Below are 17,905 nucleotides of genomic sequence, written 5' to 3' on the forward strand. Positions count from 1 at the left end.
AACCGTGACGGACATCGTCGACGAGCTGAAGTGGCGGGGGCTCATCGCCCTCTCCACGGACGAGGACGCACTGCGCAAGGCGTTCGCGGACGGTCCCGTCACGTTCTATTGCGGCTTCGACCCGACCGCGCCCAGCCTGCACCTCGGCAACCTGGTGCAGATCCTGACGATGCGCCGCATCCAGGAGGCGGGCAACCGTCCGCTGGCGCTGGTCGGCGGTGCCACGGGTCTCATCGGCGACCCGAAGCCCACGGCCGAGCGCACGCTGAACGCGCCGGAGGTCGTGGCCGGCTGGGTGGAGCGGCTGCGCGCGCAGATCGAGCCGCTGCTCCACTTCGACGGTCCGAACGCCGCGGTGATGGTCAACAACCTGGACTGGACCCAGGGCCTGTCGGCCATCGAGTTCCTGCGGGACATCGGCAAGCACTTCCGGGTCAACAAGATGATCGCCAAGGAGGCCGTCTCCCGGCGGCTCAACTCCGACGCGGGCATCAGCTACACCGAGTTCAGCTACCAGATCCTGCAGGGCATGGACTTCCTGGAGCTGTACCGGCGGCACGGCTGCACGCTGCAGACCGGCGGCAGCGACCAGTGGGGCAACCTCACCTCGGGCACGGACCTGATCCACCGGGCCGAGCCGGACGCCGTGGTGCACGCGCTGGGCACCCCGCTGATCACCAAGGCGGACGGCACCAAGTTCGGCAAGACCGAGTCCGGGACGGTGTGGCTCGACCCGGAGATGACCACGCCGTACGCGTTCTACCAGTTCTGGGTCAACGCGGACGACCGGGACGTCTCCAAGTTCCTGCGCATCTTCAGCTTCAGGTCCCGTGAGGAGATCGAGGAGCTGGAGCGGCAGACGCAGGAGCGTCCGCAGGCCCGGGCGGCTCAGCGGGCGCTCGCCGAGGAGCTGACGACGCTGGTGCACGGCGCCGACCAGACGGCCGCGGTGATCGCCGCGTCGCGTGCCCTGTTCGGGCAGGGCGAGCTGGCCGAGCTGGACGGGCGGACGCTGGCCGCGGCGCTGGCCGAGGTGCCGAACGTCCAGGTCACCGAGCTGGCTCCGGTGGTGGACCTGTTCGCCGAGGTCGGCCTGGTCGCCAGCAAGTCCGCCGCGCGGCGGACCGTGAAGGAGGGCGGGGCCTACGTGAACAACGTGAAGGTCACCGCCGAGGACGCGGTGCCGGCGGCGGAGGATCTGATTCACGGGCGGTGGCTGGTGCTGCGGCGCGGGAAGAAGAACCTGGCCGCAGTGGAGGTCACGGGCGCCTGAGCGCCGTCGGGGGCGTGGGGACGCCGACGCGGCCCCGCGCCCCTGTCTTCGCAGGCCTTCGCAGGCCTGCGAAGGCTCAGGCCCGCTGCTGCTGCTTCCGCTTGCCCAGCGTCGCCATGTAGAGGGCGTCCACGGCCGCGACGATGATGATGGCGGCCACGAGCTGGAAGATGTGCCGGCTCCAGTCGATGCCCGGGGTCGCCTCCACGCCGACCGCGCGGGCGACCGCGTTGCCCACGATGGCGCCCAGCATGCCGCAGATCGTGGTCAGCCACAGGGGGCTGTGCTGTTTGCCCGGGATGATCGCCTTGGCGATGAGGCCCAGCACGAATCCCACGATGATCGCCCACAACCAGCCCATGGCTGCCTCCTCGTACGGCTCGACGTGAGCATTGCAGCCAGTGTGGTTCGGTCCGCCGTACGGCGCACGTCGGGTTCCCCCGTGCGCGGCGGGGGTCCGGGTGTCGTCGCAGGCAGAGGGCGACCCGGTCTCGAAGGCGGCGGGGGCGCGGCGTACCGTGGGAGGTGTCCCGGCCCGGTTTCCCCGCCGGGTGTGGACGAGGGTGCGGGCCGGGAAGAGTCCGATGCGGGCGGATGGTGGAATGTGATGCGGAAACAGCACGGCGGCAGCGCTCAGGTGTTCCGGATCACCGGTGCCCGGACCGGGCTCGCCGAGGATGTGCGGGGACGGCAGCGGCGTTACGTGATCTCGATGTCGATCCGTACCGTCTCGGTGATCCTGGCGGTCGCCCTGTGGAACGTCGAGCGGCATGTCGCCATCGCCGCGCTGGTGCTCGGCGCGGTCCTGCCCTACATCGCCGTGGTGATCGCCAACGCGGGCCGGGAGCGGCCGCCGTCCCTTCCGTCGACGTTCGTCGCCACGCCGGTGCGGCCGATGATCTCGCCGGTCCAGGAGAAGTCCGAGGGCGAGGACGTGCCGCCGAATCCGGCGGCCGGAGTGCGCGGTGAGCGCCCCGGACCCGTCTGAGCAGGGCGGACGCGGCCGAAGCGGAATGCATTTATGCGCCATGCTCAAGAAAAGCTCAGATCAATCCTGCTGTTCCGGTGCCGGGCGGCGGGGTACCCGTGACATACTGCGTACGCGCTCCGCATCCCCCGTCGGAGCGATGGACCGACGCCGGGCAGCTCCCCCCGTGGCTGCCCGGCGTCGCCCTGTTTGCGCCCCTTCGTGAGACGACCCCGAGACGAAACCGTGAGTGACGAGACGCCGATCTGCTCCGCCAAGGGCTGCCGTGCCGCCGCCGTGTGGGTGCTGGCGTGGAACAACCCGAAGGTCCACACCCCGGAGCGGCGCAAGACATGGCTGGCCTGCGAGGAGCACCGCGAGCATCTGTCGCAGTTCCTCGGGGTCCGGGGATTCCTGAAGGACGTGGTGGCGTTCGAGGAGTGGCGGGCGGCCGAGGAGGCCTGAACCCGGGACCTGAACCCGGGGCGCCCTTGAACTCGGGGCCCGATCCCGCGGTGCCCTTGAGCCCGGGACCTTGAGCCCCGTCGCCCGGTCCGGACCGCCGGGTCTAGCCGCCGATCGCGGACATCGGGCGGTCCGGCTGCACGAACGACGGGTCGTCCAGGCCGGCTCCGGCCTTCTTGCCCCACATCGCCTGGCGCCAGATGCGGGCGATCTCCTCGTCCGGGGCGCCCGAGCGCAGCGCCGCGCGCAGGTCGGTCTCCTCGGTGGCGAACAGGCAGGTGCGTATCTGGCCGTCGGCGGTGAGGCGGGTGCGGTCGCAGGCGGCGCAGAACGGCCGGGTGACCGAGGCGATCACACCGACCCGGTGCGGACCGCCGTCGACGACCCAGCGTTCCGCCGGTGCCGAGCCGCGCTCGTCCGCGCCCTCGGGGCTGAGGTCGAAGCGGGTGCGCAGGGACGCGAGGATGTCCCCGGCGGTGACCATGCCCTCCCGCTTCCAGCCGTGCTGGGCGTCCAGGGGCATCTGCTCGATGAACCGCAGCTCGTACTCGTGCTCCATCGCCCAGGCGAGGAGGTCCGGGGCCTCGTCGTCGTTCAGCCCCGGCATCAGGACGGTGTTGACCTTGACGGGGGTCAGACCGGCCTCGCGGGCGGCTTCGAGGCCGTCCAGCACGTCCTTGTGGCGGTCGCGGCGGGTGAGGGTCTTGAAGACGTCCGGGCGGAGGGTGTCCAGGGAGACGTTGACCCGGTCCAGGCCCGCCGCCTTCAGGGCGGTCGCGGTGCGGTGGAGGCCGATGCCGTTGGTGGTGAGGGACATCTGCGGGCGCGGGTCCAGGGCCGCCACGCGCTCGACGATGCCGACCAGGCCGGGGCGCAGCAGCGGTTCGCCGCCGGTGAAGCGGACCTCCTCGACGCCGAGGACGCGGACCGCGATGTCGATGAGCCGGACGATCTCGTCGTCCGTGAGCAGGTCGGGCTTGGCCAGCCACTGCAGGCCCTCCTCGGGCATGCAGTAGGTGCAGCGCAGGTTGCACCGGTCGGTCAGCGAGACCCTCAGGTCGGTGGCCACTCGGCCGTAGGTGTCGATGAGCACGTGGGCCCCCTCCCTCTCCCGGTCACTCATTTTCGGTGGTGCGTACGTCCTCCGTCACCTGTGAGCCTACGTGACCTCACCGACATCGACAGCGACCTGATCCCACGAGGTACGGCGCGACCGCGTCGTAGGACCGTACAGTCCCCTGCGACGCGGTCGTCCGTAGGAATCCTCAGTGCGCCCCGGTGCCGGTCAGGGACCGCACCTCCAGTTCCGCGTACTTGCCCTCGTCCGGGGCCTCCTTCGACATCAGGGTGCCCACGACGCCGAGGAGGAACCCGACCGGGATGGAGATGATGCCGGGGTTCTCCAGCGGGAACCACTGGAAGTCGGCCTCCGGGAACATCGAGGTCGGCTTGCCGGAGACGACCGGGGAGAACAGCACCAGGCCGACCGCGGTGACCAGGCCTCCGTAGATGGACCACAGCGCGCCCGTGGTGGTGAACCGCTTCCAGAACAGGCTGTAGAGGATGGTCGGCAGGTTGGCGGAGGCGGCGACCGCGAAGGCGAGGGCGACGAGGCCCGCCACGTTCAGATCGCGGGCCAGGGCGCCGAGCACGATGGAGACCGCGCCGATGCCGACGGTGGCCCATCGGGCGGCGCTCACCTCCTGCTTCTCGGTGGCCTGTCCCTTCCTGATGACGTTCGCGTAGATGTCGTGGGCGAACGAGGACGAGGAGGCCAGGGTCAGGCCGGCGACGACCGCGAGGATCGTGGCGAAGGCGACCGCGGAGATGGTGGCGAGCAGGACGGCTCCCCAGCCGGAGTCGACGCCGCCCAGGTGCAGGGCCAGCAGGGGGGCCGCCGTGTTGCCCGCCTTGTTGGAGGCGATGATCTCGTCCGGTTTGATGAGCGCGGCGGCACCGAAGCCGAGGGCGAGGGTCATCAGGTAGAAGGCGCCGATCAGGCCGATCGCCCAGATCACGGACTTCCGGGCGGCCTTGGCGGTGGGGACCGTGTAGAAGCGGATCAGGATGTGCGGCAGGCCGGCGGTGCCGAGGACGAGGGCGATGCCGAGCGAGAGGAAGTCCAGCTTGGTGGTGCCGGTGGCGCCGTACTTCAGGCCGGGCTCCAGGAACGCGCTGCCCTTGCCGCTGTTGTCGGCGGCCCTGCCGAGCAGGTCGGAGATGTTGAAGTCGAACTTCAGCAGCACCAGGAAGGTCAGCAGCAGGGCGCCGATGATCAGCAGGACCGCCTTGACCATCTGGACCCAGGTGGTGCCCTTCATGCCGCCGATGGTGACGTACACGATCATCAGCACGCCGACCAGGGCGACGATGCCGATCTTGCCGCCGTCGCTGGTGATGCCGAGGAGCAGGGAGACGAGGACGCCGGCGCCGGCCATCTGCGCGAGCAGGTAGAAGATCGACACGACGATCGTGGAGGTACCGGCGGCGGTGCGGACGGGGCGCTGGCGCATCCGGTAGGCCAGTACGTCACCCATGGTGTAGCGGCCCGAGTTGCGCAGCGGTTCGGCGACCAGGAGCAGGGCGACGAGCCAGGCGACGAGGAAGCCGATGGAGTACAGGAAGCCGTCGTAGCCGAAGAGGGCGATGGCGCCGGCGATGCCGAGGAAGGACGCGGCGGACATGTAGTCGCCGGAGACGGCGAGGCCGTTCTGGAAGCCGGTGAACTGCCGTCCGCCGGCGTAGAAGTCGGCGGCGTCCTTGGTCTGCCGGCCGGCCCAGACGGTGATGACGAGGGTCGCGGCGACGAACACCGCGAACAGGGTGATGATCAGCGTCCGGTGCTCGCTCGCCTCGCCGGCGGCGAGCAGGGTGTGCGACGCGGGGCTCATGCTCCGCCCTCCATCCGGGACTTGATGGCCTCGGCCTTCGGGTCGAGCTCGGCGGCGGCGTGCCGCGCGTACCACCAGGCGATGAGGAACGTGGTGAGGAACTGGGCGAGGCCCAGGACGAGGGCCACGTTGATGTTGCCGACGACCTTGGTGCCCATGAAATCGCCCGCGTAGTTGGAGAGCAGGACGTACAGCAGGTACCAGGCGGTGAAGGCGATGGTCAGCGGGAAGGCGAAGGAGCGGTGGGCGCGGCGCAGTTCACCGAACTCCGCGCTCTGCTGCACCTCGGTGAACTCCTCGGTGGAGGGAAGGGAAGCTGGGGGTTTCGCGGGTGGCGGTGTCTCGGTAGCCACGGGCTCTCCTCGCGTCACGGACATGCGCTGTCTGGCCTCACAGGACCGGGGGTCACGTTACCGGTAGTCGCGATGCGACTCCGTTGTGTGATCCCGGCGGCGGGGGTGCCGGCTCGACGGATCCCCCGTCCACGGTCACGGCGCCCCGTGCGGACCGGTTCACGTCCGCCGGACTCTTTCGGAGATCGCGCGCGGCAGATAGCTTCGGCCTGCACCACTCGTCATGTACCTGCCCGAGCACCACCTGTGTCTCGGGCGGTTCCGTATCCGGATGATGTGGAGATCCCATGGCTCATCTGCGCTCCAGACGCCGCCTCGCGCTCGCCGTGCCGGTCGTGCTGTCGCTGACCGCCTCGCTCGGCTTCCTGCCGTCGGTGGCCTCGGCGGCGCCCGCCGCCGGCACGGTGGCGCGGGCGGCGGACGGTCCGAATCTCGCCTACGTGGTCAACACCCGCACCGACCACCGCACGATCGAGTCCGTGCGGCGCGAGATAGTGCGCAACGGCGGGACGGTCGTGGCCGGTTACGACCGGATCGGCGTCATCGTCGCCCACTCCGCGAACCCGGACTTCGGCGCGCGGATGCGTGCGGTGCGCGGGGTCGACTCGGCGGGCGCGACCCGCACGGCACCGCTCAGCGCGGCGGGGACCACGGAGGAGGGCGCGGCCCAGGTGCTGTCCCGGGCGGAGCTGACACGGCTCGCGGCGAGTGCGGCGGCGGGCGAGGAGCCGCTGGAGGCCGACCAGTGGGACCTGCGGGCGATCGGCGCCGACAGGGCCGCCCGGATCAACCCGGGCAGCCGGAACGTGACGGTCGGGGTCATCGACACGGGCGTCGACGACACCCATCCGGACATCGCCCCGAACTTCTCCGCGTCCCAGTCGGCGAACTGCGTGAGCGGCAAGGCGGACACCACGTACGGCGCGTGGCGGCCGGCGGACGCCGACCACTACCACGGCACCCATGTGGCCGGTGAGATCGCCGCGGCCCGCAACGGCATCGGCGTGGCGGGGGTGGCGCCCGGGGTGAAGGTCGCGAGCATCACCGTGGCCCAGCCGGACTCGACTTCGCTGTTCTACCCGGAGAGCGTGGTCTGCGCGTTCGTGTTCGCCGCGGACCACGGCATCGAGATCACCAACAACAGCTACTACGTCGATCCATGGCTGTACAACTGCATGGACGACCCCGATCAACGTGCCATCGTTGACGCGGTCAACAGGGCTCAGCTGTACGCACAGCGCAAGGGCACGCTCAACGTCGCCTCGGCGGGCAACTCCAACGACGACCTGGACGCCGACGCGATCGTGGACGACTCCAGCCCCGACGACTCGACGGCCCACACCCGCACGGTCGACCCGCACGAGTGCTTCGACGTGCCGACCCAGCTGCCCGGCGTGGTGACCGTCAGCGCGGTGGGCGTGAAGGGCGCCAAGTCGTACTACTCCAGCTACGGCCGGGGCGTGGTCGACGTCGCCGGTCCGGGCGGCGACAAGTACCAGATCCCGGACACGCCGTCGAAGAACGGCCGCATCCTGTCCACCCTGCCGAACAACCAGTACGGCTTCCTGCAGGGCACCTCCATGGCCTCGCCGCACGTCGCCGCGGTGGCCGCGCTGCTCAAGTCGGCGCACCCGCACGCCACTCCGGCCGAGCTGCAGGCTCTGCTGAAGGCGCAGGCGGACAACCCGGGCTGCCCGACGGAGCCGTACGACGGTGACGGCGACGGAGTCGTGGACGCGACGTGCGCCGGGGGCAAGCGGGTGAACGGCTTCTACGGCTTCGGTGTCGTCAACGCGTTGCGGGCGGTCAAGTAGCCGGCGGTTCACATCCAGGGCGTCCACCTCACCATGCACTCTTGATCGCCATCGCTGCTGATGTTGATTGAATCAATAATGCATAGTGAAGTCATGACTGAAATCAAGGATGCCTGGGAGGCGCTGGGCGGGCGGCCCGGTCTGCTGTCGCATGTCTCGGCCGTCGTGCGCCGGGACGTGCTGGAAGCGCGGCTGCCCGTCCGGGAGCTGGCACGCGCGTGCGTGGGGGCGTGTGCGCTGGCCGCCGCGGAGCTGGGGGCGCGGCGGGCCGGGTTCGCGGAGGTGCCGGCGGTCACCGTGGACGACGGCGCGGTGGCGGCGGCCTTCCACAGCGAGCGACTGGTCCAGGTCGACGGCCGGGCGCCGGTGGCGTTCGCGCCGCTGTCGCGGTTCTGGCGCACCGCCGACGGCTGGGTGCGCACCCACGCCAACTATCCGCACCACCGGGACCGGCTGCTCGCCGCGCTGGGCCTGCCGGCGGACGCCTCGGCGGAGCGGGTCGCCGGCCGGCTCGCCGAGTGCTCCGCGCTGGAGACCGAGGAGGCCGTCCAGGACGCCGGCGGTCTCGCCGTGGCCCTGCGCACCCCGCGGGAGTGGCGGGCGCACCCGCAGGCCGCCGAGATGGCCGCACGGCCGCTGGTCGAGCGGGCGGTGCTGGACACGGCACCCGCGCGCGTGCTGCCGTCCCTGGACCGGGCCGCCGCTCCCCTGCTGCCCGCGGCCGGGCTGCGCGTGCTGGACCTGACCCGGGTGCTGGCGGGCCCGGTCGCCACCCGCACCCTGGCCCTGCTGGGCGCGGACGTGCTGCGCGTGGACGCCCCGTGGTTGCCGGAACTCCCGGACCTGCACGCCGACACGGGCTTCGGCAAGCGGTCCGCCACGCTGGATCTGGGCGCCGGCCGGGACACCCTGGAGGAGTTGCTGAGCACGGCCGACGTCGTGGTGACCGGGTACCGGCCGGGCGCCCTCGACCGGTTCGGGCTCGCCCCGTGCGCGCTGGCCGAGCGGCACCCCGGTCTGGTCGTGGCCCAGGTGTCGGCGTGGGGCGGGTACGGGCCGTGGGCCGGGCGGCGCGGCTTCGACAGCCTGGTGCAGGTCGCGACCGGCATCGCGGTCACCGAGGGCACGGCGGACCGGCCCGGCGCGCTGCCCGCGCAGGCCCTGGACCACGGCACGGGCTACCTGCTGGCGGCGGCCGTGCTGCGGGCCCTGACCGAGCAGTCGTACGACGGCGGGAGCCGGCTGGTCCGGCTGGCGCTGGCCCGGACCGCCCACTGGCTGACGAACGGCATCCACCCGGCGGTCGCGGACCAGGGCGCGCCCTGCCCGGGCCCGGACCCCTGGCTGACGGAGACCGACAGCCCCCTCGGCCGGCTGCGGCACGCCCGCCCGGCCGTGTCCTTCACCGGCGCCCCCACCGACTGGGCCCGGCCTGCCACACCCTGGGGAGCGGAGCCGGCCGCGTGGCGGTGAGTCCGGGCCCGGCCGGTCGCACCAGGCCCCGCGGCCGTACCAGGCCCCGCGGTCGCACCAGGCCCCGCGGTACCGAGCCCCGCAGTCGTAGGGGCCCTGTCGGGGCGTCCCGGGGCCTCGTCGGTCAGTTGCCGTTGGTGACGAGCACCTTCAGGGCCGTGCGCTCGTCCATGGCCTTGTAGCCGGACGGGACGCCCTCGATGTCGACGGTCATGTCGAACACCGGGGAAGGGTCGATCGTGCCGTCGAGCACGTCGGGCAGCAGGTCGGGGATGTAGGCGCGGACCGGGGCGACGCCGCCGCGCAGGGCGATGTTGCGGTCGAACATCACACCGAGGTCCAGGCCGGTGCCGCTGCCGTGGGGCACGCCCACGAAGCCGATGGCGCCGCCGTCGCGGGTGATGTCGACGGCCGTCCGCATGGACTGCTCGGTGCCGACCGCCTCCACGACGGAGTGGGCGCCCTGCCCGCGGGTCAGTTCGCGGACGGCCTCGACGGCCGCGTCCCCGCGCTCGGCGACGACGTCGGTGGCGCCGAACCGGCGCGCGATGTCGGTGCGGACCTCGTGCCGGCCGAGCGCGATGATCCGCTCGGCGCCGAGCCGCTTGGCGGCCAGGACGGCACACAGGCCGACCGCGCCGTCACCGACGACGGCGACCGTGGCGCCGGGCCGGGCGCCCGCGCCGAGGGCGGCGTGGTGGCCGGTGCCGAGGACGTCGGAGAGGGTCAGCAGGGCGGACAGCAGGTGGTCGTCGGACGCCGCTTCCTTCGGCAGCCGGACGAGGGTGCCGTCGGCGAAGGGCACGCGTACGGCCTCGCCCTGGCCGCCGTCGTAGCCGACGGAGCCCCAGAAGCCGCCGTGCTCGCAGGACGTGGTCAGGCCCTCGCGGCAGTAGTCGCAGACGCCGTCGGACCACATGAAGGGCGCGACCACCAGGTCACCGCGCCTGACGGTGCTCACGTCGGAGCCGGTCTCCTCGACGATCCCGAGGAACTCGTGCCCGATCCGCTGCCCCGGCTGCCGGGCCGCCTCACCGCGGTAGGCCCACAGGTCGCTGCCGCAGATGCAGGCCCGCAGCACCCGCACGACGGCGTCGGTGGGCAGTTGCACCACGGGCTCGGGAACGTCCTCCACGCGCATGTCGTACGGGGCGTGGATGGTGGTGGCGCGCATGACGGGGATCCTTCTCGTGCGGGGTGGTGCGAGGTCGCGGGGTGCGCTCGGGGTGGCCGTGCGCCCTTCACGGTACGTCGCCTCCCGCGCGGGGCGCGCGGCGAGGTGCGGTCAGGCCCCCACCGCCCCCAGCAGGCTCCCCGCCCCGTAGGTCACCCCCATCGCCAGCGCCCCGCCCGCCACGTTGCGCAGCACCGCCCGCCTCGGGTCGGCGGCGCCCAGGCGGGCGCTGGTCCAGCCGGTGAGGACGAGGGCGGCCAGGACGGAGACGACGGTGACGGTCAGGCGCAGGCCCGGCGGGGGCAGGACGATGGCCAGCAGGGGCAGCAGCGCGCCCACGGTGAACGACAGGAAGCTCGCCCAGGCCGCGCTCCAGGGGTTGGTCAGCTCGTCGGGGTCGATGCCCAGCTCCACGCGCGCGTGGGCCTTCAGCGCGTCGCGCGCGGTGAGCTGTTCGGCGGCCTCGCGGGCCACCTGGTGGGACAGGCCGCGCCCCTCCAGCAGTGCGGTCAGCTCCCGCAGTTCGGCCTCGGGCTGTTCGCGCAGCTCCCGCTTCTCCAGGGCCAGCGCGGCCATCTCGGAGTCGCGCTGGGTGGACACGGAGACGTACTCGCCGGCCGCCATGGACATGGAGCCGGCGAGCAGGCCGGCCAGTCCGGCGGTGAGCAGGGCGCTCCGGCTCCCGGTCGCGCCGGCCACGCCGACGACCAGTCCCGCGGTGGAGACGATGCCGTCGTTCGCGCCGAGCACGGCCGCGCGGAGCCAGTTCAGCCGGGAGCCCAGGGCGCCGCCGTGGGCCTCGTCGTGGGTGGGTTCCGTCACAGCAGGGAGGATCCCACCCCCGGGGCCCGGGCGCCGCACCGACGCCCCGCGCACCGGCCGCTCCCCGCCCTCGGGAAGCGGCCGGGTGAGGCACTGTGGCCGCGTCAACCCCGCGTGCTCCGGCGGGGGTTCGCCGACGCGCCGCGGCGGCCCTGCGGATACGGGCGGTTGGCGCGCCGACGTGCCGCGGCGGGCCTGCGGCGCGGGCCGTCGGGGCGGCGCCGCGGTGACCGGCGTACGACCGCCGAACTCGCCCGGCCCGGGGCATGTGTGTGCGGTGACCGAGCGGGAGGGCGAGCCCGGGGCGGGCGGTGGGGGCCTGAGGGACCGCGTTGTCAGTCGTGGCCCGTATCCTCAGTGACCATGCTCGAAGACCGTGCGACCGCAGTGTCCTCCCCCACCCAGTGGCCGGCCGCGTATCCGAAGGGATACGCGGTCGTTGACGTGGAGACCACCGGCCTGGCCCGGGACGACCGGATCATCTCCGCGGCCGTCTACCGGCTGGACGCGCGCGGGGAGGTCGAGGACCACTGGTACACGCTGGTCAACCCGGAGCGGGATCCGGGACCGGTGTGGATACACGGTCTGACGAGCGAGGTGCTCGACGGCGCGCCGCTGTTCGGTGACATCGCCGAGGAGTTCGCCGCCCGGCTGGACGGCCGGGTGCTCGTCGCGCACAACGCGGTCTTCGACTGGCAGATGATCGCGCGGGAGTACGCGCGCGTGCGGCGCGAGGCGCCGGTGCGCCAGCGGCTGTGCACCATCGCGCTGTCGAAGGAGCTGGGGCTGCCGCTGCCGAACCACAAGCTGGAGTCGCTGGCGGCGCACTTCGGGGTCGTGCAGCAGCGGGCGCACCACGCGCTGGACGACGCACGGGTGCTGGCGGAGGCGTTCCGGCCCAGTCTGCGGGCCGCGGCGGCGGGCGGCGTCCGGCTGCCGCTGCTGGAGTGCCGGCCGCTGACGGAGTGGTCGGACCGGCCGGTGCCGCGGCAGTCGTCGGGCGGCTACGGCGGCTACCGGGGCAGCAGTTGGCGCCCCTCCCGCAAAAGGCCCGCATGCCCCTATCCCAACCCGGGGCGCTACGAAGACGGCAAACGCCTCAAACAGGGCATGCGGGTGGCCTTCTCCGGCGACACGTCGACCGAGCGGGAGCTGCTGGAGGACCGCGCCGTCGAGGCCGGGCTGCATGTCGCCACCAGCATCTCCCGGCTGACCAGCCTGCTGGTGACCAACGACCCCGACTCGGGCACGTCGAAGACGGTCAAGGCCCGGCAGTACGGCACCCCGGTCGTGGACGAGGCCGCGTTCGGACAGTTGCTCGGGGACGTCGAGCCCGCCGACGAGTAGACGCCACACGGTCGGGTGATCGTACGGACGGGTGATTGCCGCACGACTCACCCGGCCCCGGCTCGCCCGGGGACCGGCGACGGCCCACCCTGTGGCGCATGGCGAAATGCGAAGTTTGCGGCAATGACTACGGGATGACCTTCGAGGTCCGCGCACAGGGTGCCGTCCACGTCTTCGACTGCTTCTCCTGCGCGATCCACCGCATGGCCCCGGTCTGCGAGAACTGCAAGGTCTCCATCATCGGCCAGGGCGTGGAGGCCGAAGGCATGTTCTACTGCGGCGCCCACTGCGCCCGGGAACAGGGGAAGGCGGGGATCGTCGACCACGTCTGACCCGGTACCCGCCCGAATGCACCCCACGGTCCGGAGGTACCGTCGTGGGGTGCACCGTTACCGCTTCCTGTTGTCCCGCCAGTGGGTGATCCTCACGCTCGTCGCGATCGCGCTGATCCCGACGATGATCCGGCTGGGCTTCTGGCAGCAGCACCGGTACGAGGAGCGCACCGCCCGCAACGACCTGGTCTCCACGGCGCTGCACGCCGAGCCGGTCCCGGTCGAGCGGCTGACCTCCCCCGGACACCAGGTGACCCGCGCCGAGAAGTACCGCACGGTCACCGCGACCGGCACCTTCGACACCGCCAGGGAGGTCGTGGTCCGGCGCCGGACGAACTCCGACGACCAGGTGGGTTTCCACGTCCTCACCCCGTTCGTCCTCGACGACGGCAAGGTGCTGCTGGTCAACCGCGGCTGGATCCCCGCGAACGGCGTGCAGACCGCCTTCCCGAAGGTCCCCGCCCCGCCGGCCGGCCGGATCACCGTCACGGGGCGCCTGATGGCCGACGAGACCACCGCGGCGAGCGGCATCAAGAACGTCAAGGGCCTCCCCGACCGGCAGATCATGCTGATCAACAGCGCCGAGGAGGCACACCGGCTCGGCGCCGACGTGCTCGGCGGCTACATCCAGCAGACCGCGCCCCGGGCCAAGAGCGGCTCCCCGGAGCAGATCTCCGACCCGGGCAGCGAGGACGCCCCGCTGAACTACGCGTACATGATCCAGTGGTGGCTGTTCGCGGCGGCCGTTCCGGTCGGCTGGTGGTTCCTGGTCCGGCGGGAGATCCGCGACCGGGAGGAGGCCGCGGCGGAGCGGCAGCCGCAGGAGAGGACGCCGGAGGAGAGCGAGTCGGCCGCGGTGTGACCCCAGGGGTCCCCGGACCCGGGCTCCCGCGGGGAGACAGCCTCACTCCCCCGGCGCACCGCTGATTGGCCCCCTGGTCCGCCGGGAAACCGCATCCCGTGAACGCGCGCATCGAGGACTACGCCCTCATCGGAGACGAGCAGACCGCGGCCCTGGTCGGCAGGGACGGCTCGATCGACTGGCTCTGCCTGCCGCGCTTCGACTCCGGTGCCTGCTTCGCCCGGCTGCTGGGCGACGAGGACCACGGCCACTGGCGGATCGCACCCGTGGGAGCGGACGTCTGCGCCCGCCGCGCCTACCGGCCCGACACCCTCGTCCTGGACACCGAGTGGGAGACGGCCGAGGGCACGGTGCGCGTCACCGACCTGATGCCGCAGCGCGAGCGCGCCCCCGACCTCGTACGGATCGTGGAGGGGGTCAGCGGCCGGGTCACCGTCCGCAGCACGGTGCGCCTGCGCTTCGACTACGGCTCGATCACACCGTGGGTGCGCCGCTCGGACGGTCACCGGGTGGCCGTCGCCGGGCCGGACTCCGTCTGGCTGCGGTCCGAGCCGGCCGTGCGCACCTGGGGCGAGGACTTCGGCACCCACGCGGAGTTCACCGTCGCCGAGGGCGAGCGGATCGCGTTCGTGCTCACCTGGCACCCCTCGCACGAGAAGCGTCCGCCGCTCATCGACCCGTACGAGGCGCTGGAGAGCAGTGTCACCGACTGGCGACGCTGGGCCCGCCGGTGCCGCTACGACGGCCCGTACCGGGACGCGGTCGTCCGCTCCCTCATCACCCTCAAGGCCCTCACCTACGCCCCGACCGGCGGGATCGTCGCCGCGCCGACCACCTCGCTGCCCGAGCAGCCGGGCGGCGTGCGCAACTGGGACTACCGGTACTGCTGGCTGCGCGACGCCACCCTCACGCTCGGCGTGCTGCTGAGGGCGGGCTACCACGAGGAGGCCGAGGCCTGGCGGGACTGGCTGCTGCGCGCCGTCGCCGGCAACCCGGCCGACCTGCAGATCATGTACGGCGTCGCGGGCGAACGGCGGCTGTCGGAGACCGAACTGCCCTGGCTGCCCGGCTTCGGCGGCGCCTCCCCCGTACGCAGCGGCAACGCCGCCGTCGACCAGCTCCAGCTCGACGTGTACGGCGAGGTGATGGACGCGCTGTCGCTGGCCCGCTCCTCCGGCCTGCCCACCAAGCCGCACATGTGGGCCCTGCAGCGCTCGCTGATGACGTTCCTGGAGTCGGCGTGGCGGCAGCCGGACGAGGGGCTGTGGGAGGTGCGCGGCGGCCGGCGGCAGTTCGTGCACTCCAAGCTGATGGTGTGGGTGGCCGCCGACCGGGCCGTGCAGACCCTGGAGAAGCACCAGGAGCTGAGCGGCGACCTGGAGGGCTGGCGCAGGCTGCGGGACGAGGTGCACCGGGAGGTGTGCGAGAAGGGCTTCGACCCGGAGCGCAACACCTTCACCCAGTCCTACGGTTCCCGGGAACTCGACGCCTCCCTGCTGCTCATCCCGCGCGTGGGCTTCCTGCCGCCGGACGACCCGCGGGTGGTCGGCACGGTCGACGCGATCCGCGACGACCTCGGCCACGGCGGCTTCCTGCGCCGCTACGACACCGACGACTCGGTGGTCGACGGGCTGCCGGGCGGCGAGGGCGCCTTTCTCGCCTGCTCGTTCTGGCTGGCCGACGCGCTGCATCTGACCGGCCGGACGGAGGAGGCGCGCGAACTGTTCGACCGGCTGGTGGGCCTGTGCAACGACGTGGGTCTGCTGGCCGAGGAGTACGACCCGTTGGACGGCCGCCAGCTGGGCAACTTCCCGCAGGCCTTCAGCCATGTCGGCCTGGTGGACACCGCCCTCACCCTGTTCGGGTGCGAGCAGGCAGGATAGGGCCATGGATCTTGGACTGAAGGACAGGGTGTACGTCGTCACCGGCGCCACCCGCGGGCTGGGCAACGCCACCGCGCGGGAGCTGATCGCGGACGGGGCGAAGGTGGTCGTCACGGGCCGGGACGAGAAGCGGGTCGCCGACGCGGCCGCCGAACTGGGCCCGAACGCGGTGGGCGTGGCCGTGGACAACGCCGACGCGGAGGCCCCCGAGCGGCTGGTCGCCGCGGCCCGTGAGCACTTCGGCGGCTTCCACGGGGTGCTGGTGAGCGTGGGCGGGCCGCCGCCCGGGTTCGCCGCCGACATCACCGACGAGCAGTGGCGTGCCGCGTTCGAGTCGGTGTTCCTGGGCGCGGTGCGGCTCGCTCGCGCGGCGGCGGCCGAGTTGGAGGAGGGCGGTGTCATCGGGTTCGTGCTCTCGGGCTCGGTGTACGAGCCGATCCCCGGGCTGACCGTGTCCAACGGGCTGCGGCCCGGACTCGCCGGGTTCGCCAAGTCCCTCTCCGACGAGCTGGGGCCGCGCGGGATCCGGGTGGTCGGGCTGGTGCCGGGGCGCATCGACACGGACCGCGTGCGCGAGCTGGACGCGCGCTCGGCCGACCCCGACGCCACGCGGGCGGCCAGTGAGTCGCGGATTCCGCTGCGGAGGTACGGGGCGCCGCAGGAGTTCGGGCGGGTGGCGGCGTTCCTGCTGTCGCCGGCGGCCTCGTACCTGACCGGGGTCATGGTGCCGGTGGACGGCGGCTCGCGGCACGGATTCTGACGGCCGCACGGCACCCGCTCACCGCCCGTCCGACCCGGTGAGCACGGTGCTCGGCCTCCCCCGGCCGGACCTCCGCCGCGGGGACGCGCTCGCGCCGTCGCCGGTGTCCGTCGATCGGCATCCCGGCCGGCCGGGGCGGCGCGTCACCGGCTCCGCGGGGAACCGGCGAGCTGCTCGGCGCACCGGGCCCCGGACGTGGCCGGGCAGGCCCGCGCGACGGCGCGCGACGTCCTGCCGGACAGGCCGGCGGTGACCGTGCCGGTCACCGCCGGGAGCTGCCCGGGGCCGACCGGGGAGGTCATTCGCCGAGGCCGGCCAGGTCCCGCAGCCGCCGGGCCTGGGCGGCCCGCTCGGCCGCGCGCTGCTCGTCGTACGTACGGTCCACCGCACCCTGGAGCAGCGCCTTGGTCTCCACGACGGCGTCCCGCGGCGCGGCCAGCAGCGCGGCCGCCAGGTCCCGTACGGCACCGTCGAGTTCGCCGGCGGGCACCGCGAGGTTGGCCAGCCCGCTCGACACCGCCTCCTCGGCCCCGACGAACCGGCCGGTCGCGCAGATCTCCAGCGCGCGGGCGTATCCGACGAGCCCGACCAGCAGGTGCGTGCCGGTCAGGTCGGGTACGAGGCCGAGGCTGGTCTCGCGCATGGCGAACTGCACGTCGTCGGCGACGACCCGCAGGTCGCAGCCGAGCGCGAGCTGGAAGCCGGCCCCGATGGCATGTCCCTGGACGGCGGCGATGGACACGAGGTCGGTCCGCCGCCACCAGGTGAACGCCTCCTGGTATTCGGCGATGGTCGCGTCGAGCCCGGCGTCGTCACGGCGCGCGAGTTCGATGAAGGACGGCTCGCCCGGGATCCCCTCCGGGGTGAACATCTGGCGGTCCAGCCCGGCGGAGAAGGACTTGCCCTCGCCCCGCAGCACGACGACGCGGACGGAGCCCGGCAGCAGCCGCCCGGCCTCGGCGAGCGCCCGCCACAGGGCGGGGCTCTGTGCGTTGCGCTTGGCCGGGTTGGTCAGCGTCACCGTGGCGAGCGCGTCGTCGACGGTGAGCCGTACGCCGTCCTTGTCGAGTGCGGGAGCGAGGTCCTGCTCGGGCGAAGCCATGGGGCGCCTCCGATGGGTGCGGTCAGCAGAGCGAAGCTAAGTGACTGCACAGTAACCACCCGGCCGGTCGGTCCGCCGACCGGGTGGCCACCATCGAAGCCGATGGGCCGCCCGGAGTCAGGACGAAGCGGCCTTCTTGCCCCGGGTCGCTCCGCCACGCCCACGGAGCGTGACGCCCGACTCGCTGAGCATCCGGTGCACGAAGCCATACGAGCGGCCGGTCTCCTCGGCCAGCGCCCGGATGCTCGCACCGGAGTCGTACTTCTTCTTCAGGTCTGCCGCGAGCTTGTCGCGCGCGGCGCCGGTCACCCGGCTGCCCTTCTTCAGAGTCTCGGCCACCCGTGCCTCCTCATGGGAAGTGCGCTCTGGTCTCCTCATGATCACCCC

19 protein-coding genes are annotated in these 17,905 nt (G+C 72.7%); 10 read left to right on the forward strand and 9 right to left on the reverse strand.

The genetic code is table 11. The features are described 5' to 3' along the window. Positions 1-4: 4 nt before the first annotated feature. Positions 5-1,273, forward strand: coding sequence for a tyrosine--tRNA ligase (gene tyrS / locus IEZ20_RS36815; RefSeq protein WP_189307001.1), 1,269 nt, complete (start codon positions 5-7; stop codon positions 1,271-1,273). A 76-nt stretch (positions 1,274-1,349) separates the two neighbouring features. On the opposite strand, the gene IEZ20_RS36820 is transcribed toward tyrS, so the two are convergent. Further along, positions 1,350-1,634: a GlsB/YeaQ/YmgE family stress response membrane protein gene (locus IEZ20_RS36820; protein ID WP_189307003.1), complete on the reverse strand. Its 285-nt coding sequence runs from the start codon at positions 1,632-1,634 to the stop codon at positions 1,350-1,352. Positions 1,635-1,880: 246 nt separating this feature from the next. Here IEZ20_RS36820 and IEZ20_RS36825 point away from each other — a divergent pair, with 246 nt between their 5' ends. Then, positions 1,881-2,261 carry a DUF3099 domain-containing protein gene (locus IEZ20_RS36825; RefSeq protein WP_189307005.1) on the forward strand — a complete coding sequence of 127 codons (381 nt, stop codon included), beginning with the start codon at positions 1,881-1,883 and terminating at the stop codon, positions 2,259-2,261. A gap of 225 nt (positions 2,262-2,486) precedes the next feature. Continuing rightward, complete coding sequence (locus IEZ20_RS36830; RefSeq protein WP_189307007.1) at positions 2,487-2,705, forward strand: hypothetical protein; 219 nt, start codon at positions 2,487-2,489, stop codon at positions 2,703-2,705. A gap of 103 nt (positions 2,706-2,808) precedes the next feature. On the opposite strand, the gene moaA is transcribed toward IEZ20_RS36830, so the two are convergent. From moaA to IEZ20_RS36845, 3 genes are all read right to left on the reverse strand, one after another. Beyond that, the gene (gene moaA, locus IEZ20_RS36835) at positions 2,809-3,798 is read right to left on the reverse strand and encodes a GTP 3',8-cyclase MoaA (RefSeq protein ID WP_229896451.1); all 990 of its coding nucleotides are present in this window, start codon (positions 3,796-3,798) and stop codon (positions 2,809-2,811) included. Positions 3,799-3,970: 172 nt separating this feature from the next. Then, the gene (locus IEZ20_RS36840; RefSeq protein WP_189307011.1) at positions 3,971-5,596 is read right to left on the reverse strand and encodes a monocarboxylic acid transporter; all 1,626 of its coding nucleotides are present in this window, start codon (positions 5,594-5,596) and stop codon (positions 3,971-3,973) included. Further along, the gene (locus IEZ20_RS36845) at positions 5,593-5,949 is read right to left on the reverse strand and encodes a DUF485 domain-containing protein (protein ID WP_189307013.1); all 357 of its coding nucleotides are present in this window, start codon (positions 5,947-5,949) and stop codon (positions 5,593-5,595) included. Before IEZ20_RS36845 ends, IEZ20_RS36840 begins: the two co-directional genes overlap by 4 nt. Positions 5,950-6,236: 287 nt before the next feature. Between IEZ20_RS36845 and IEZ20_RS36850 the strand changes: the two genes are divergently transcribed. Both IEZ20_RS36850 and IEZ20_RS36855 read left to right on the forward strand, forming a co-directional pair. Beyond that, positions 6,237-7,763, forward strand: a complete 1,527-nt coding sequence (locus IEZ20_RS36850) for a S8 family peptidase (RefSeq protein ID WP_189307015.1) — start codon at positions 6,237-6,239, stop codon at positions 7,761-7,763. Positions 7,764-7,856: 93 nt separating this feature from the next. After that, positions 7,857-9,236 (forward strand): CoA transferase, encoded by a 1,380-nt coding sequence (locus IEZ20_RS36855; protein WP_189307018.1) that lies wholly within the window; start codon positions 7,857-7,859, stop codon positions 9,234-9,236. 124 nt (positions 9,237-9,360) lie between these two features. Here IEZ20_RS36855 and IEZ20_RS36860 read toward each other — a convergent pair whose 3' ends face one another. Together IEZ20_RS36860 and IEZ20_RS36865 are read right to left on the reverse strand one after the other, a co-directional pair. After that, positions 9,361-10,410 (reverse strand): zinc-dependent alcohol dehydrogenase family protein, encoded by a 1,050-nt coding sequence (locus IEZ20_RS36860; RefSeq protein WP_189307020.1) that lies wholly within the window; start codon positions 10,408-10,410, stop codon positions 9,361-9,363. Between the two features lie 111 nt (positions 10,411-10,521). Further along, the gene (locus IEZ20_RS36865; RefSeq protein WP_189307022.1) at positions 10,522-11,232 is read right to left on the reverse strand and encodes a VIT1/CCC1 transporter family protein; all 711 of its coding nucleotides are present in this window, start codon (positions 11,230-11,232) and stop codon (positions 10,522-10,524) included. A 363-nt stretch (positions 11,233-11,595) separates the two neighbouring features. Between IEZ20_RS36865 and IEZ20_RS36870 the strand changes: the two genes are divergently transcribed. The 5 genes from IEZ20_RS36870 to IEZ20_RS36890 all read left to right on the forward strand — a co-directional run bounded on the left by IEZ20_RS36870 (position 11,596) and on the right by IEZ20_RS36890 (position 16,416). Then, positions 11,596-12,579, forward strand: a complete 984-nt coding sequence (locus IEZ20_RS36870) for a DEDDh family exonuclease (RefSeq protein ID WP_189307024.1) — start codon at positions 11,596-11,598, stop codon at positions 12,577-12,579. Positions 12,580-12,677: 98 nt separating this feature from the next. Further along, positions 12,678-12,911 (forward strand): metallothionein, encoded by a 234-nt coding sequence (locus tag IEZ20_RS36875; RefSeq protein WP_189307026.1) that lies wholly within the window; start codon positions 12,678-12,680, stop codon positions 12,909-12,911. Positions 12,912-12,960: 49 nt separating this feature from the next. Next, positions 12,961-13,773, forward strand: a complete 813-nt coding sequence (locus tag IEZ20_RS36880; protein WP_444545269.1) for an SURF1 family cytochrome oxidase biogenesis protein — start codon at positions 12,961-12,963, stop codon at positions 13,771-13,773. A gap of 98 nt (positions 13,774-13,871) precedes the next feature. Then, positions 13,872-15,656, forward strand: coding sequence for a glycoside hydrolase family 15 protein (locus IEZ20_RS36885; protein ID WP_189307030.1), 1,785 nt, complete (start codon positions 13,872-13,874; stop codon positions 15,654-15,656). A 4-nt stretch (positions 15,657-15,660) separates the two neighbouring features. Further along, on the forward strand, positions 15,661-16,416 hold the full coding sequence (locus tag IEZ20_RS36890; protein WP_189307033.1) for an SDR family oxidoreductase: 756 nt from the start codon (positions 15,661-15,663) through the stop codon (positions 16,414-16,416). A gap of 143 nt (positions 16,417-16,559) precedes the next feature. Here IEZ20_RS36890 and IEZ20_RS36895 read toward each other — a convergent pair whose 3' ends face one another. The 3 genes from IEZ20_RS36895 to IEZ20_RS36905 form a co-directional block, all read right to left on the reverse strand. Beyond that, positions 16,560-16,718: a hypothetical protein gene (locus tag IEZ20_RS36895; RefSeq protein ID WP_189307034.1), complete on the reverse strand. Its 159-nt coding sequence runs from the start codon at positions 16,716-16,718 to the stop codon at positions 16,560-16,562. Further along, positions 16,715-17,518 (reverse strand): enoyl-CoA hydratase/isomerase family protein, encoded by an 804-nt coding sequence (locus tag IEZ20_RS36900; protein ID WP_189307036.1) that lies wholly within the window; start codon positions 17,516-17,518, stop codon positions 16,715-16,717. The genes IEZ20_RS36895 and IEZ20_RS36900 overlap by 4 nt, the downstream gene beginning before the upstream one ends. 117 nt (positions 17,519-17,635) lie before the next feature. Further along, positions 17,636-17,857 carry a helix-turn-helix domain-containing protein gene (locus tag IEZ20_RS36905; RefSeq protein ID WP_004002281.1) on the reverse strand — a complete coding sequence of 74 codons (222 nt, stop codon included), beginning with the start codon at positions 17,855-17,857 and terminating at the stop codon, positions 17,636-17,638. Between the last annotated feature and the right edge of the window lie 48 nt (positions 17,858-17,905).

This window comes from Streptomyces cinerochromogenes, from assembly GCF_014648635.1.
In the GTDB taxonomy this organism is placed as follows: domain Bacteria; phylum Actinomycetota; class Actinomycetes; order Streptomycetales; family Streptomycetaceae; genus Streptomyces; species Streptomyces cinerochromogenes.

Coding starts and splice junctions, on each gene's coding strand:
- IEZ20_RS36820 (WP_189307003.1), bottom strand. CDS start 1,634: ATGGGCTGGTTGTGGGCGATCATCGTGGGATTCGTGCTGGGCCTCATC.
- IEZ20_RS36825 (WP_189307005.1), top strand. CDS start 1,881: ATGCGGAAACAGCACGGCGGCAGCGCTCAGGTGTTCCGGATCACCGGT.
- IEZ20_RS36840 (WP_189307011.1), bottom strand. CDS start 5,596: ATGAGCCCCGCGTCGCACACCCTGCTCGCCGCCGGCGAGGCGAGCGAG.
- IEZ20_RS36850 (WP_189307015.1), top strand. CDS start 6,237: ATGGCTCATCTGCGCTCCAGACGCCGCCTCGCGCTCGCCGTGCCGGTC.
- IEZ20_RS36855 (WP_189307018.1), top strand. CDS start 7,857: ATGACTGAAATCAAGGATGCCTGGGAGGCGCTGGGCGGGCGGCCCGGT.
- IEZ20_RS36860 (WP_189307020.1), bottom strand. CDS start 10,410: ATGCGCGCCACCACCATCCACGCCCCGTACGACATGCGCGTGGAGGAC.
- IEZ20_RS36870 (WP_189307024.1), top strand. CDS start 11,596: ATGCTCGAAGACCGTGCGACCGCAGTGTCCTCCCCCACCCAGTGGCCG.
- IEZ20_RS36875 (WP_189307026.1), top strand. CDS start 12,678: ATGGCGAAATGCGAAGTTTGCGGCAATGACTACGGGATGACCTTCGAG.
- IEZ20_RS36890 (WP_189307033.1), top strand. CDS start 15,661: ATGGATCTTGGACTGAAGGACAGGGTGTACGTCGTCACCGGCGCCACC.
- IEZ20_RS36895 (WP_189307034.1), bottom strand. CDS start 16,718: ATGACCTCCCCGGTCGGCCCCGGGCAGCTCCCGGCGGTGACCGGCACG.
- IEZ20_RS36900 (WP_189307036.1), bottom strand. CDS start 17,518: ATGGCTTCGCCCGAGCAGGACCTCGCTCCCGCACTCGACAAGGACGGC.